Here is a 14,947-nt window from a genome sequence, read left to right on the forward strand (position 1 = left end):
AGGAACACGTCAACCGGTAACACCGACCAGTGGAGGCCCGATGTGCGGGATAGCCGGAATGGCGTCGACGTCGCGCCCGGACCCGGAGCTCGTCCGCCGCATGTGCGACATGATCGTGCATCGGGGTCCCGACGGTGACGGCTTCCACAGCGACGAGCACGCGGCGCTCGGCATGCGCAGGCTCGCGATCATCGATGTGGCGACCGGCGACCAGCCCGTCTACAGCGAGGACGGCCGGATCGTGGCGGTCTTCAACGGTGAGATCTACAACTTCGCCGAGCTGCGGCGGGACCTGGCGCACCGGGGACACCGGCTGCGCTCGGCGGGAGACTCCGAGTGTCTCGTTCACCTCTACGAGGAGCATGGCGCCGACATGGTCCACCGGCTGCGGGGCATGTTCGCCTTCGCCCTCTGGGACCGCGATCGAGAGCGCCTGATCCTGGCCCGTGACCGGGTCGGCAAGAAGCCGCTGTACTGGCGGTCCGACCACGCCTCGATCTGGTTCGGATCGGAGCTGAAGTCCCTCGTCCAGGATCGCGGGATGGACCGCGAGATAGATCCCGTGGCCCTGCATCACTACCTGACCTACCGATACGTCCCCGCGCCGTGGTCGATCTACAAGGGAGTTCACAAACTCCCGCCGGGACACGTGCTCACCTGGGAACGGGGGCAGGTCACCACGCGCCGTTACTGGCAGCCGGACCGCACCCCCCGGCCGGTGACGGACGAGCGGGAAGAGGCCGAACGGCTGCGCGAGCTGCTCCTGGAGGCGACCCGGATCCGCATGGTGAGCGAGCGCCCCATCGGGGCGTTCCTGTCGGGCGGCGTCGACTCGTCCGCGGTGGTGGCGGCCATGGCCATGCAGAGCGGCGACCAGGTGAAAACGTTCTGCATCGGTTTCGACGACAGCCTGTACGACGAACGTCACAAGGCGCGGATGGTCGCCGACCGGTACGCCACCGATCATCACGAACTCGTCGTCACGACCGACCTCCTCGACGTCCTGCCGCGCCTCGCCTGGCACTTCGACGAGCCGTTCGCCGACTCCTCGGCGATTCCCAGTTTCTACGTGGCGCAGATGAGCCGGCGGCATGTCACCGTCGTGCTCAACGGCGACGGCGGGGACGAGTGTTTCGGCGGCTACCAGCGTTATGCCCTGATGAACCAGGCCGGCAGGATCCCGGCCATGCCCCGCGCCCTCGAGGCGGTGTCCGCCCGCGCCGGCGCCCTCCTGATCGAGCGGAGCGGATACAAGTCGGCGATGAGGCAGCTCGGCCGTCTGGTGCGGTTCGCCGCCGAATCCCCGTCGCGGCGCTACGCCTGCCTGATGTCCTGCTTCACGCCGGAGCAGAAGTTCGAGATCTACAGCCACGGGCTCCGCGACCGGCTGGCCGGCGTGGACAGCTACCGGCTGCTTGAGGAGCTCTTCCAGGACTCGTCGGCGACGACCGACCTCGCCCGGGTCCTGGAGGTCGACACCGCCACCTACCTCCCGTACGACCTGCTGGTCAAGGTCGACATCACCACGATGGCCAACTCGATGGAGGCCCGCTCCCCGTTCCTGGACCATCACCTGCTGGAGTGGGCGGCGGGCCTCCCCGACTCGCTGAAGATCCGCAACGGCCAGACCAAACCGCTGCTCAAACAGGCGGTCGCCCCCTGGCTTCCGCAGGAGCTGCTGCACTATCCCAAGCAGGGGTTCGGCGTGCCGCTCGCCGCCTGGCTCCGGGGAGAGCTGCGAGATCTCGCCCACGACCTGCTCACCGACGGCACCGCCCGTGACAGGGGACTGTTCCGGCCCTCGGTGGTCCGCGGCCTGCTCCGGCGGCACGCCGCCGGCGCCGACCACAGCGACCGCCTGTGGGCGCTGCTGCAGTTCGAGCTCTGGCACCGCGCGCACGCGGTTCCGGGTGGCCCCGTCATGACGGAGATCGGATGCCCCGCGTCCCGAGCATGAGCGTGACCCTCACCGGCGCCGTCCAGACGACGGCCAGTCACCTGCTGCGGCTGACGCTGGCGGCGCTGACGGGTGTCCTCATAGCGCGCACCCTCCAGCCCGAGGGCCGGGGCGTCTACGCGATGATCGCGACCACCGGCGGAATCGCGATCGTCATCGGCAGCCTGTCGATAGGGAGGTCGCAGATCGCGCTGTGGCCGGACGGCGCGCGCCACCGGACCCTGACGGGCAACGGCCTGCTCCTCGGGCTGATCCTGGGGGTCGTGTCCGCCCTGGTCACCCTGGCCATCGTGGTCACGTTCGTTCCTCTCACCGCGCCTCATTTGCTGGTCGTCGCCCTGCTCGCGGTGCCGTTCGGCGTCGCGGCGGTCAACCTCAACGGGATCGCGCTCCTGCGGTCCCGCATCGGCCTGGCCAACCGGACGGTCGTCGCGTCGGCGCTCGTCCTGAACGTGCCGGTCCTGGTGCTCGCGGCCATCGGGCACCTCACCGTCACGGCGGTGGTCGTCTGCTGGACGGCGGCCATCGCCGTGCCCTTCTGGCTGCTCCTCGGTCCCCTCGGCCTCCGCGCCATGCGCGTCGAGGCGGCGCTCGCCCGGCGCCAGCTCGCCCTGTCGTGCCGCTACCACGTCGGGGTGGTGGCGTCCCACCTCCTGTTGAGCGCCGACATCTTCCTCCTGAGCGCTCTCGTCTCCCCCGCCGAGGTGGGCCTCTACACCGTCGGAACGGCGTTCCTGACCTTCGCGCGCGTACCGGCCGACGCGGTGACCCAGATCGCCCTCCCTCGCCAGGCGATCCAGGACGAGCGCGCCGCCGGGGACGTCACCGCCCGCGTCCTGCGGGTCAACCTGCTGATCTCCGCCACCCTCGTCGGCACGCTGGCGCTCGTCTCCCCCGTTCTCATCCCCCTTCTGTACGGCGCCGCCTTCACCCGCAGTGTGGCGCCGCTGCTCCTCCTCGCTCCCGGCGTGATCGCGCTGTCCCTGATCCGGCCGGTCGAGCAGTATCTGGTACGGCTGGGCCGTCCGATGACGATGACCGCCATCGCCTTCGGCGCTCTCGCGACGAACCTCGCGCTGAACGCCGTGCTCATCCCGCGCTGGGGAGCCCGCGGCGCCGCCCTGTCCGCCACCGTGAGCTACACCGCGATGCTGGCGATCGAGGTCGCCTGGTTCGTCAGGGCGGCCTCGGCCGGTGTGCGCGAACTGCTGCCTCAGGTCTCCGACCTGCGCTCCATGGTGTCGATGCTTTCCGGTGCGGGCCGCACGCCTTCGACGGCGACGACGCGACAGGAGGAGGACCGGGTCGTTCCGTGAAGGTCACGGTGGGGTTTATGCGCACAACAACCCAACCTGATCATGCGCAGGTAGGGAATAGGGAAAACATCTCGCCGCGACCGTGACGGTGCCGACGAACACCCCAAACGGCGAGCTAACTTCTCCGACGTGAGACAGGTCAATCGCTGAGGAGCCGCATGAAGCCGGACAGTCGGATTCGTGTCATGGAGATCATCGCACGTATGAACGTCGGCGGACCGGCCACTCAGATCATGGGACTGTGCGAGCGGCTGAACACCGAGGAGTTCGACCACCGCCTCTACACCGGCCACGTCGACGACGACGAGGGCGATCACCTTCGCCTGAGGGAGGCGACGACGCGGGTCCACCGGGTGCCGGGCCTCGGCCGATCGGTCAGGCCCGCCGACGACTACCGTGCTCTCTCCTGCCTGATCAAGGCCATGCGCACCTTCCGCCCGCATATCGTCCACACCCGGACGACAAAGGCGGGTGCCCTCGGCCGTGTGGCGTCCCGCCTGTCCGGTGTCGGTTCGGCCCGCGTGCACGTGTTCCACGGTCATCTCTTACACGGATACTTCTCCCGGCCGAAACGCTCGCTCTACGTGCGGTCGGAACGACTCCTCGCCTCCATGTCCGACCAGCTGGTGACCGTCGGGTCCCAGGTCCGTGACGACCTGCTCGGAGCCGGGATCGGCCGCCCCGAGCAGTACGTCGTGATCGCACCCGGCGTTCAGCTGAATCCGGTCCTCGACAGGAGGGCGGCTCGCGCCCTCCTGGGCCTCCCCCCGGATGTGCCGATCGTGGCGTACGTGGGACGCCTGACCCAGGTGAAACGACCGGACCGGTTCGTCGCGGTGGCCAGGGCCGTACTCCAGCGCGTGCCCGGCTGCCACTTCGTCGTCTGCGGAGGCGGCGAGCTCCACCAGGACCTCGAGCGGCGCATCGAGCCCGTACGCGGCTCCTTCCATCTGCTGGGCTGGAGAAAGGACGTGGAGACGGTCTACGCCGCGGCCGACGTCGTCCTGCTGACCTCCGACAACGAAGGCATGCCCCTCAGCCTCATCGAGGCCGGGATGGCCGGAACCCCGGTCGTCTCCACGCGGGTGGGAAGCGTCGCGGAGATCGTCCGGCACGAGGACACCGGTCTGCTGGCCACAACCGACGTCGGCGCACTGGCGGTGCCCGTCGTCCGGCTGCTGTCGGACCCCGCGCTCGCCCACCGGATGGGTGAGTCGGCCCGGCGGTGGACGACCGCCTCGTTCGGGGTGGACCGCCTCGTCGCGGACACCGAGGCCCTCTACCGATCGCTGTACGGCGTGCCCCGGCTCCGCTTCGCCACAGAGGAGACAGTCAAATGAAGGTTCTTGTGACAGGGGGCGCCGGCTTCATCGGCGCGAACGTCTGCCGCGCGTTCACGACCCGGCCCGAAGTGGAGCAGGTCACCGTGCTCGACGACCTGAGCAGCGGGGATCTCGCCAACCTCGACGGGGTGGGCGCGGACTTCGTGATGGGCAGCATCCTGGACCGGGATCTCGTGGCGGACCTCGTCGCCGACGCCACCACGGTGGTCCATCTCGCCGCGCGCCCCTCGGTGCCCCGGTCCCTGAACGATCCGATGGCCTCGCACACCGTCAACGCCACGGGCACCCTCCACGTCCTGGAGGCGTGCCGGGAGACGAAACCGCACCTCATCCTCGCGTCGTCGTCCTCCGTGTACGGGGACTGCCCGGAACCGTACAAGCACGAGGATCTCCCCACCCGGCCGCTCAGCCCATACGGAGCCAGCAAGCTCGCCACCGAGGCCTACGCCCTGGCGTACGCGGAGAGCTACGGCCTGCCGGTCCTTCCCTTCCGCTTCTTCAACGTCTACGGCCCCCTGCAAGCCGCCGACCAGGCCTACGCGGCGGTCATCCCGGCGTTCGTGTCGGCGGCTCTCGACGGCCGTCCCGTACCGATCTACGGTGACGGGCACCAGGCACGGGACTTCACCTACGTGGGATCGGTGACCGGCGTCCTCACCGATGCCGCCGTCCGCCGGACCACGAGCAGGAAGCCGGTGAACCTCGCGTTCGGGACCCGCGTCTCCCTGCTGCGCCTGAAGGACATCCTGGCCTCGGTCCTCGAGCGGCCGATCGAGACGACCTTCCTGCCGCCCCGGACGGGCGACATCCACCAATCACAGGCCTCCCCTCATCTGCTCCGCGAGATGTTCCCCGACGTCTGCCCGGTGTCCCTCGAGGACGGCCTCCGCATGACGGTCGCCTGGTTCGAGAAGGCCGCGATCCCCGGTGCCGGTGCGTGACCGGCACATCTGACTGATCACCTCTCCCCCGCGACAAGCACCTTTCCAGGCAAGTAGGCAGAAGGGGAATCCCGTGGGCAAGGAAGCAGAGAACACCTACCTGATAACGGGCGGCAGCGGGTTCGTCGGATCGCATCTGACCGACGCGCTGCTCGCTCGCGGCAGTTCCGTCGTGGTTCTGGACAACCTGTCGACAGGGCGGTCCGCCAACCTCAACCCGCACCCGAACCTGCGGTGCGTACAGGGGTCGGTCCTTGACGAGCTCATGGTCGACGAACTGGTCCACCAGTGCGACGTCGTCGTCCACCTCGCGGCCGCGGTCGGCGTCAAGCTGATCGTCGAACAACCGCTGAGATGCCTGACGACCAACATCCGCGGCTCGGAGATCGTCATCGAGGCCGCGCACCGGTACCGGAAAAAAATCCTGATCACCAGCACGAGCGAGATCTACGGCAAGAACTCCTCCGGCGCGCTGCGGGAGGACGCGGACCGCATTCTCGGCAGCCCCGCCGTGGTGAGGTGGGCCTACAGCACCGCGAAGGCCGTCGACGAGATCCTCGCGAACGCCTACCACAAGGAGCGCGGCCTGCCGACGATCATCGTCAGGCTGTTCAACACGGTGGGATCACGCCAGAGCGCGGCCTACGGCATGGTCATCCCGCGCCTCGTCCGGCAGGCGCTCGGCGGCATGCCCCTCACCGTCTTCGGCGACGGCAACCAGACCCGCTGCTTCGCCCATGTCGCGGACGTCGTCGACGCACTGCTCCGGCTTCTCGGCAACGACGAGGCGATCGGGGAGACCTTCAACATCGGCTCCGATCACGAGGTGAGCATCCTGGAGCTGGCGAAAATGATCATCGATCACACCGGCTCCACGTCCGAGGTCGCCTTCATCCCCTATCACGAGGCCTACGAGCAGGGTTTCGAGGACATGACCCGCAGGGTTCCCGACACCGCCAAACTCCAGAAGCTCACCGGGTGGGCTCCACAGCACTCTCTCGACGAGATCCTCGCCGACGTCGTGAAGGAGGCCCGTGCGGATCTCGCGGCGTTCACCCAGTGAACGCCGGGGTCCTCCTCGCCGCGGGAGCGGTCGCCTTCCTCCTCAGCGCGGTGACGATCGTGCCGCTGAGGCGTCTGGCACTGCGGTGGGATCTCACCGACCGCCCGGGGGGGAACAAGGCCCATGCCCGCCCGACCCCCTACCTGGGGGGCCTCGCGATCGCCGTGGCCACGGTCGTGCCCACGGCGGCGGTGATCGGCCTGAGCGATCACCGGATCACCGCGATCCTCCTGACGGCCACCGCGGTGGCCATGCTCGGCCTGATCGACGACGTCGGTTCGCTGTCCATGCTCATCCGGTTGACCGTGGAGACCGCGGCGGCGATCGGGGTCGTGCTCGCCGGCGTCCGGATCACCATGACCGACGGCTGGCTGGACGGGCCCGTCACGGTGGTGTGGATCGTCGTGATGACGAACTCCTTCAACCTGCTGGACAACATGGACGGCGCGCTGGGAGCCGTCACCACGGTCACCGCCACCCTTCTCGCGGTGACGGCCTTCGTGTACGCCCAGCCGGTTCTGGGGCTGCTCCTGTCCATGCTGGCCTACTCCGGCCTCGGCTTCCTGCTCCACAACTGGCCGCCCGCGAGGATTTTCATGGGCGACTCCGGATCCCTGTTCATCGGCTTCGTCCTCACCTGTTCGGCGATCCTCCTGGTGATGGGGGCGAGGCTTGACACGACGATCGCCGGGCTGCTCCTGCCGACCTTCGTCGCGACCGTCGACACCGGCGTCGTGTTCCTGTCGCGGATGCTGGCGGGCCGCTCGCCGCTGGCGGGCGGCACCGACCACGTCTCGCACCGGCTCCGCCGGATCGGCCTCGGCCCCCGGATGGTCGCCGCGGCACTCGGTCTGATCACGGCGACCGCCGGAGCGCTCTGCCTGGCGATGGCCCTGCGCTGGATACCGCCGCTCCCCACCGCGATCGTCACGGTCGGAACCGCGCTCGTTCTCATCGGCCTGCTGCAGGGCGTGGACGTCTACTCGCCGGCCCAACGTCAGAAAGCTCTTCCAAGAATCCGTGAAAGGTTGCGTTGAACCGGTGGATCTGCTCTATTTCGCGCGACTCGCGCGCAGGAACTGGCTCCTCATTCTCTTCTCGCTGGTCCTGGCGGTGTCCACGTCACTCATCGTCACAGCACGCATGCCGACCAAGTACGTCGCGACGATCTCCATGCTGGTCTCCGGTTACGACAGGGAGGGCAGCCTCTCCACCGCCATCCAGGCGGGGACGCTGTCGCAGCAGAGGGTGCAGTCCTATGCCAATCTGCTTCCCAGCCGCCGGGTGGTCAGTCAGATCACCACGGGCGACGACATCCGGCGCGTCCAGGAGAACATCACGGCGGAGGCCATCCCCGGCACCGTGCTTCTCCGCGCCACGGTCACCGACACCGATCCCGCACGCGCCGCGCGACTGGCCAACGCCCTGGGCGGGGCGTTCACCCGGCTGGTCGACGAGATCGAACAGCCCCTCCCCACCCGTAAGAGGAAGCACGCGAAAAAGGACGAGGAAAAGGACGGCCGCTCGTCCCGTAAGGACGACCACCCCAACGTCAAGGTCGCGGTGGTGGACCCGGCGGATGTTCCCAGGGCCCCGATCAGTCCGAGGCCGCTGGTCAACCTGGCGCTCGCCATACTCACCGCGCTGCTCATCGCCATGGCCTCTCTGGTCCTGCGCGACCGCATGGACACCACCATCAAGACGAGCGAAGTGCTGCACGAGGCGTCGAAGAGCTCGGTGCTCGGGATCATCGGCTACGAACGCGACGCGCGACGCCACCCTCTCATCCTCCGCGACCGCGGCCGCTCGTCCAGATCGGAGGCGTTCCGCGCGCTCCGTACCAACCTGCAGTTCATCGGCGTCGACCGGCAACCGAGATCCCTCGTGGTCACGAGCTGCCTGCCGGGCGAGGGGAAGTCCTCGACCTCCGCCAACCTGGCGATCACGCTCGCGCAGGCGGGGTGGCGGGTGCTCCTGGTGGACGGCGACCTCCGCCGCCCGCGCATCCCGAACTACCTCGGAATCGAGGGGGCGACCGGCCTCACGGATGTGCTGATCGGCAGGGCACGGCTGGAGAACGCGATCCAGATCTGGGGCGAGTCGGACCTCGCCGTCCTGCCGAGTGGCCAGATCCCGCCGAACCCCAGCGAACTGCTCGGCTCGAACGGGATGCGTACGCTGCTCAGCGGGCTCACGGAGAGATACGACATAGTGATCATCGATGCTCCGCCGGTGCTGCCGGTCACCGATGCCGTGGCACTCGCGGCGATCTGCGACGGCGCGCTGCTCATCGCGCGGTACGGCAAGACCCGGCGCGAGCACGTCGTCCGCGCCGTGGAGGTGCTGACGTCGATCAACGCCCGCCTGGTCGGCACCGTCCTGAACTTCGCACCCGCCAAGAGCAACCGGTACTACGGGTACGAGTACGAAGCCAGGGCCGAGGTCACGCCACGCGTGAGTGTGTGAGCAGCCCGAGCGGGACGGCGAGCGACTTCGCGATCCTCCGTCCCGCCGCCCGGTAGGCCAGCCGGGAGCCGCAGTAGGGATCGGGAATGTCGGGCTGGTCCACTCGGACCAGCCCGCGCCGCGCCCGGACCTCCCCGATCAGCGTGTGTGCCCGCCGTACGGGATCCTCATGGCAGATGACCGCCAGGGGCGGCACGGACCCGGCCAGCGTCCCGAACTCGGCGATGGTGAAGGTCCGCGTGGCCGCCGGGGGGAACGCCGCCACCGATTCGGCACGGTGCTCGGAGGCGGCCGTCAGCACGAGATCGGCGGCGGCCACCAGTTCGGGGGTCAGCGGGCGAGAGCCGAAGCCGTCGGGATCGCCGCCGAGCCGGACCAGCACCCGTCGCGCGCGCTCCGTCATCTGCGTCCCGGCGCCGGCCCGGGTCCCCGCGCTGGTCACCTGAAGCGCCGGGCAGGGTCCGAGGATCGACCGGGTCAGCCGCTCCGCGAGCGGAGAGCGGCAGATATTGCCCGTGCACACGAACAGAAGACGGAAACGGACGTCGTGCCGCGACGCCGGCGCCGCTCGCACATCCCTCCAGCATCGCGGACCGCAGTGCTCGTGACCGGGCTGTGCGACCCCGGCGGCTTCACCGATCTCAGCGATCTCCATGAGCGCGACGGTAGGTCTCCCCCGTGGGGCCGCCGCCCGTGGCACGCCGGGCTTTACGCTTTTCTGTCGATACCGGCGGTACGGCATGCGTCTCGGCCCTCGCCGTGGAACACGGCGAGGGCCGAGACGCATGCCACTCACAGAGCCTTCCGCCGAGCCGGCCACCGGGGGTCCGCCGGAGCCGGAAGGGGTGATCAGAGAGGGCATCCCTGCCGATCCTGGGTGACGCTGGTGCGCTGGGAGCGGACCAGCGGCTGCTCCGGAACCAGTGGCGGCTCGTCGGAGACGAACTCCGTGAGGTCGAGCTCCAGGGTCCTGGACTGCCCGGGAGCGAACTCCAGGATGGTCGAGTAGACGGGGTGGGACCGTTCGGTCGCCTTGATGAGCGACACCGGGTCGCCGTCGAGCCGGGCCCCGGTCATCTTCGCCCCGAGCCCGCCGTACAGCGACACCCACAGCAGGTTGGACCCCGGGGCGTGACGGCGCGTCGGGGAGTCGAGCCGGCTGGTGACATAGCTGGGCAACCTCCCTCGCGGGACGTCGTTGGTGAGGCGGACCCGCACGGTCGAGGAGCGCAGCCCGTCTCGGCAGGGACCCAGCTTGTAGTCGAGGGAGCGTTCCAGGTAGTAGTCGAGCTTGCCGCCGGCGGAGTTGTTGACCACCAGCCCCGCGAACGGTCCCGAGCGCAACGGCAGCACGCCGCTGACCGGGGTCCGCGACAGGCGTCGCTGCTCCGCCTCGTGGCGGCTCCAGATCTGGATCCGCCGCTCGCTCACCATGCGGGTCAGCACGGGCAGCAGCCTGGCGGGCTGGGTGAGGGACGCGGGCAGCGCCTCGCTGACGGCGCCGGCGATCGTGATGAGGAACCGCTTGCGCGCCATGGGGTCGGCGAAGCGGGCGTAGGCCGTCCGCTCGGTGAGGTCGACGACGTTCGAAGAGGTCACCCTCTCCCCACCGGGCAGGGTGACCGGTCCGATCAGCTGCAGCAGGTAGGACAGGCCCACCGGGTCGGTGGCGAGGGCGCCGTCCAGGTGGCCGCGGGCCTGCTGCTCCCACAGTCCCGTCCAGGTGGCCGCGGCGTACGGGAAGTGCGGGGAGAGGTTGGAGACGGAGAGCATCTTGGTCGACCACGGGCCGTAACGCGAGCGGTAGTCCGGGCCGTGGTCGGCGCCGGGCACGGAACTCCCGGCGAGGCCGTTGTTGGCGGAGAGATGCCCGATGTCGACCTTGCCCCGGTCGGCCTTCAGGATGCCGAACGCACCGACCAGGCCTCCGGTGCCTCGCGCCTCCGCGTTGGTCTGGAACGCGAGGAAGTACCGACGGGGGCCGTCGAGGCCGAGCATCGGCGGCAGCAGGGCGGCGGCGGTCGCGGCGGCGTCAAGCCAGCCGTGCAGCCGGTCGACCTCGTGCAGCGCCGTACCGCGTGCCTGGTCCAGCTGCTTCAGGCCGGTCTCCGCCGGGGTGGCCTCCAGGCCGGAGCCGATCCGGGCGAGGCGCTTGGCGGCGGAGTTCAGGGTCGGCGACGCCGCGTCGAGATCGGTCAGCGGCTGCCTCAGGGTGCCCGGGGAGCTCTTTCCCATCGTGGTGAAGACCGCGGCGAGGGGCTGGACGTCGGCCAGCACGTCGGTCAGATCCGCGGCGCTCTCGGCCAGTCCCCGCACGGTCGTCGCGGCGTCTCCCACGACCGGAGTGTGGGCGATCGTCCACCAGTCAGGGCCCTCGGTGAGCCGTCGTGCCTCGGCCGCGTGCCGCCGGGCCTCGGCCAGCGCCGTGGCCACCGGGCGCGGGTCGCCCGTGCTCGCCGCCGCGCGCACCTGGACCAGTGCGGTCCCGGCGGCCTCCAGATGATCGCGCACGCGCATGCCGAGATGGGCCGACCAGCCTCCCGCCAGTACCAAGGCCGTGAAAGCCAGCAGGCCCACTACGACTATGCGACGTCGTCTCCTACTTGACACTGGTGGATCGGCGGCGACGTACCGGGACCAGCACGCCGACGGTTCCCATGGCCAGCAGGCCACCGCCGAGCGCGGCCACGGTCGTCACGGGCGCTCCCGTGAACGGCAGCTCCCTGACCCTGCCGACCCGTTCACCACAGCCCCCCTCGCAGCAGTCCTCCCCGCAGTTGCGGAAACCGCGCCTGTGGTGGCGGTCCTCGTCGCCGAAGTCCTCATAGACGGCTTCGGGATCGACGTTGTTGTTGTTGTTCGTGTTGTTCACCTCGCCGCCCCGCTCACATCCGCGGCTGGCGATCTCCTGAGCCCGCCGGGCGTCCGCATCAGCCCCGACGGCCATCCTCTCCGCGTCCCTGGCCATCTCCACGGCCTCGGAGTCGCCTGCCGCCTCGGCGGCGTCGGCGATGGCGTCGGCCCTGATCCCGATGTTCCTGGCCTCGGCCTCGAGCTCCTCGGCCGCCGCGATGATCCTCGCCGCCTCGGCGGGGCCGCCCTCACAGTTCTCGGCCTCCCGGAGGAGAGCCTCGGCCCTGGCGTCCACACTCGTGGCGTCGGCCATGGCCGCATCGGCGAGAGCGCCGAAGTCGGGCGGATAGGGCTGCGCGTGCACGGCGGCCATCGGCGCCGGCATGCTGGTTGCGGCGATCGCCATTCCAGTGGATCCGAGCGTCAGTCCGCTCCCGGCCACCACTGCAAAAAGAACAGATATTGTGTATTTTCCGGCCATTCCGGACCCCCTGTGGCAATGATTCAGGTCATAGAAAACAGACGCTTGGAACACAAGCGGCATGTCCCCGGAACCCGTTATATTCACCACCGGAAAATGGCAACCTGACCGGCGCACACCTCTTACCGAACAATCAGTGGTTGTTCTCCGAACATTGACATTCGGAGGACGACAAGGCCCCGGCCGGAGACCGGCGGGGTCACGGAGCGACCTCGATCCGGTAGACGGGTCCGTCCAGGCTGAGCGCGTACAGTTCGCCGTCGTGATCCTGGCCGAAGGACGACAGCTGCTTCACCTCGCCCAGGTTCTCGGCCCGCTCCGGCTCCCCCGCGGGGGCGGACCTGATCCATCCCGCGCAGAAGTCGCCGTAGAGGAAACGACCCTCCAACCCGGCGATCTTCTTGCCGCGGTAGACGTATCCGGCGATCACCGAGCAGTTCCCGCCCTCGTGCAGGGGGTATTCGATGACGGGGTCGACCAGATCGCCCGTGGCGTCTCCGTCCCGGAACCGGTGGGTGGCCTCCTTGATGTTCCAGCCGTAGTTCTGGCCGCCCTTGCCCCGTGGCTGGAGGTCGACCTCCTCCCAGGCGTTCTGGCCGACGTCGCCGATCCACATGTTCCCCGTCTCGGAGTCGAAGGTGAACCGCCAGGGGTTGCGCAGGCCGTACGCCCATATCTCGGGCTTGGCGCCGTTCGTGGCGACGAACGGGTTGTCGCCGGGAACCTTGTACGGCGTGCCGCGCGGATCGATCCTGAGGATCTTGCCGAGCCAGGTGTTCAGGTTCTGGCCGTTGCCCTGCGGGTCTCCCCCGCTGCCGCCGTCGCCGAAGGCGATGTAGAGGTAGCCGTCGGGACCGAAGGCGAGCTGTCCTCCGTTGTGGTTGGCGTACGGCTGCTCCTGGGTGAGCACGTCCCTGCGCCCGGTGGCCTTTCCGTCCTTGAAGGCCCATTCCGTCACGTGGGTGTGCCCGTCGCGGTCGGTCCAGTCCAGGTAGAGGAAATCGCCCCCCGGATGGAAGGCCACGCCGAGCAGCCCCTGCTCGTTGCCCCCGCTCACCTCCGCCGAGAGGTCCACGACGGGCTCCTGGGCGACCTTGCCGTCCGTCACGGCGCGCAGCCGTCCCGTCTGTTCCACGATGTAGAGCGTGCGGTCCCCCTTGCGCACGGCCATCGCCACCGGCTTCTCCAACCGGGCGAACTCGGTGAATCTGACCCGCGGGGCGGTCTCCCCTCCCGAGCCTGCCGAGGCCGTGTCGGCGGGCGTCACCGCGGACGTGGCGGCGGGCGGGGAGACGGGCGAGGCGGCCTCGGTGGGCGTGCCGGAGGAGCAGGCCACCAGCGCCGCGCTCAAGAGGGCGAGGCCCCATCCGGTCCGGTAGGAGATCGTCACGGTTCTTATCCTTCAATAATCGGCGACTACCTGACTGACTGCCTTCTACCCAGACATCGCGGCAAAGGTTCCGCGGTCCACCTGGGCACGCGATGGTCCCGGCCCGTGCTCCGCCGAGCCCATCGCGAATCGCGGGGACCGTGGAGGTTAGGGGATCCGATGGCGCGATCTTAGACTGCGTACATGCCAACCGCACTGATCACGGGAGCGACCGCCGGCATCGGCGCCGCCTTCGCCCGCCGTCTGGCCGCCGACGGTTTCTCCCTCGTCCTCGTCGCCCGCGACGGCGAGCGCCTGTCCGCCACCGCCGAGGAGCTGCGCCTGCGCTACGGGGTGAGCTCCGAGGTGCTCCCGGCCGACCTGTCGGCCGACGAGGGCCTGGAGGCGGTCGAGGAACGGCTCCGCCGGGGAGTCGACCTGCTCGTCAACAACGCGGGCTTCGGCCATGGCGGCGCCGCCTCCGACGTGCCCGTGGACGACGAGCGGCGGATGCTCAAGATTCACTGCGAGGCGGTCCTGCGACTGACGCTGGCCGCGCTGCCCGGAATGAAAAAGCGCGGCCGCGGCGCGGTGATCAATGTGGCGTCGGTGGCGGCGTTCTTCCCCCAGGGCACCTACAGCGCGTCCAAGGCGTGGGTGGTCAGCTTCAGCGAGTCCATGGCCGCGGAGCTGGCCGGCAGCCGCGTGCGGGTGATGGCGCTGTGCCCGGGATTCGTGCGCACCGAGTTCCACGACCGCGCCTCGATTGACATGTCGGGTCTCCCCGGGTTCCTCTGGCTGTCGGCGGACAAGGTGGTCGGCGAGGCCATGCGCGATCTGGCCCGCGGCTCATGGGTGAGCATTCCCGACCTGCGCTACAAGGTCATCACCAGGATCGGCACGCTGGTCCCCCACCGGCTGGCCGCCGAGGTCTCCCGCCGTTTCGTCCGCCGGTAGTCGCGGCCCCGCCGTTCCCGCGCTCCGTGAGGAGGGCTGGAACGGCCTCGCACCCGGCCCGCCGATCACACCGGCCCATCACGTCGGCGCGGTGGAGAACCAAGGCCGTGTAGCCGCGTTGGCGCGTTGGCGCGTTGGCGCGTTGGCGCGTTGGCACCGAATCTGCGGAGAGAACGCCCCATCCCGACCTCGGCGCGGGCA

The 14,947-nt window shown here is 69.4% G+C and carries 12 protein-coding genes; 8 read left to right on the forward strand and 4 right to left on the reverse strand.

Going from position 1 to position 14,947, the window contains the following annotated elements; genetic code table 11:
• The first annotated feature begins 40 nt into the window (after positions 1-40).
• From asnB to DKM19_RS32040, 7 genes are all read left to right on the forward strand, one after another.
• Positions 41-1,957, forward strand: a complete 1,917-nt coding sequence (asnB, locus tag DKM19_RS32010; RefSeq protein WP_369986528.1) for an asparagine synthase (glutamine-hydrolyzing) — start codon at positions 41-43, stop codon at positions 1,955-1,957.
• A complete protein-coding gene (locus tag DKM19_RS32015; protein ID WP_110700837.1) occupies positions 1,936-3,273 on the forward strand; it encodes a lipopolysaccharide biosynthesis protein in 1,338 nt (445 codons plus the stop codon). Before asnB ends, DKM19_RS32015 begins: the two co-directional genes overlap by 22 nt.
• A 158-nt stretch (positions 3,274-3,431) precedes the next feature.
• Positions 3,432-4,613: a glycosyltransferase gene (locus DKM19_RS32020; protein ID WP_110700839.1), complete on the forward strand. Its 1,182-nt coding sequence runs from the start codon at positions 3,432-3,434 to the stop codon at positions 4,611-4,613.
• Positions 4,610-5,557: an NAD-dependent epimerase/dehydratase family protein gene (locus tag DKM19_RS32025; RefSeq protein WP_110700841.1), complete on the forward strand. Its 948-nt coding sequence runs from the start codon at positions 4,610-4,612 to the stop codon at positions 5,555-5,557. The genes DKM19_RS32020 and DKM19_RS32025 overlap by 4 nt, the downstream gene beginning before the upstream one ends.
• Positions 5,558-5,630: 73 nt before the next feature.
• A complete protein-coding gene (locus DKM19_RS32030; protein ID WP_110700843.1) occupies positions 5,631-6,620 on the forward strand; it encodes an NAD(P)-dependent oxidoreductase in 990 nt (329 codons plus the stop codon).
• Entirely contained in the window at positions 6,617-7,657 is a 1,041-nt protein-coding gene (locus tag DKM19_RS32035; RefSeq protein ID WP_110700845.1) for a glycosyltransferase family 4 protein, read from the forward strand. The genes DKM19_RS32030 and DKM19_RS32035 overlap by 4 nt, the downstream gene beginning before the upstream one ends.
• Before the next feature lie 4 nt (positions 7,658-7,661).
• Entirely contained in the window at positions 7,662-9,086 is a 1,425-nt protein-coding gene (locus tag DKM19_RS32040; protein ID WP_162641935.1) for a polysaccharide biosynthesis tyrosine autokinase, read from the forward strand.
• Here the strand turns inward: DKM19_RS32040 and DKM19_RS32045 are convergent.
• The 4 genes from DKM19_RS32045 to DKM19_RS32060 all read right to left on the reverse strand — a co-directional run bounded on the left by DKM19_RS32045 (position 9,064) and on the right by DKM19_RS32060 (position 13,810).
• Positions 9,064-9,660 (reverse strand): hypothetical protein, encoded by a 597-nt coding sequence (locus DKM19_RS32045; RefSeq protein ID WP_162641936.1) that lies wholly within the window; start codon positions 9,658-9,660, stop codon positions 9,064-9,066. The two genes, DKM19_RS32040 and DKM19_RS32045, sit on opposite strands and share 23 nt — an antisense overlap.
• A 275-nt stretch (positions 9,661-9,935) precedes the next feature.
• The gene (locus DKM19_RS32050) at positions 9,936-11,663 is read right to left on the reverse strand and encodes a DUF4012 domain-containing protein (protein WP_110700851.1); all 1,728 of its coding nucleotides are present in this window, start codon (positions 11,661-11,663) and stop codon (positions 9,936-9,938) included.
• A gap of 22 nt (positions 11,664-11,685) precedes the next feature.
• On the reverse strand, positions 11,686-12,345 hold the full coding sequence (locus DKM19_RS32055) for a hypothetical protein (RefSeq protein ID WP_110700853.1): 660 nt from the start codon (positions 12,343-12,345) through the stop codon (positions 11,686-11,688).
• Between the two features lie 274 nt (positions 12,346-12,619).
• Positions 12,620-13,810, reverse strand: coding sequence for a sorbosone dehydrogenase family protein (locus tag DKM19_RS32060; RefSeq protein WP_110700855.1), 1,191 nt, complete (start codon positions 13,808-13,810; stop codon positions 12,620-12,622).
• Between the two features lie 183 nt (positions 13,811-13,993).
• Here DKM19_RS32060 and DKM19_RS32065 point away from each other — a divergent pair, with 183 nt between their 5' ends.
• Positions 13,994-14,746: an SDR family oxidoreductase gene (locus DKM19_RS32065; protein ID WP_110700857.1), complete on the forward strand. Its 753-nt coding sequence runs from the start codon at positions 13,994-13,996 to the stop codon at positions 14,744-14,746.
• The last annotated feature ends 201 nt before the right edge of the window (positions 14,747-14,947 follow it).

The sequence above is a fragment of the Streptosporangium sp. 'caverna' genome (assembly GCF_003203775.1).
Taxonomy (GTDB): Bacteria; Actinomycetota; Actinomycetes; order Streptosporangiales; family Streptosporangiaceae; genus Streptosporangium; species Streptosporangium subroseum.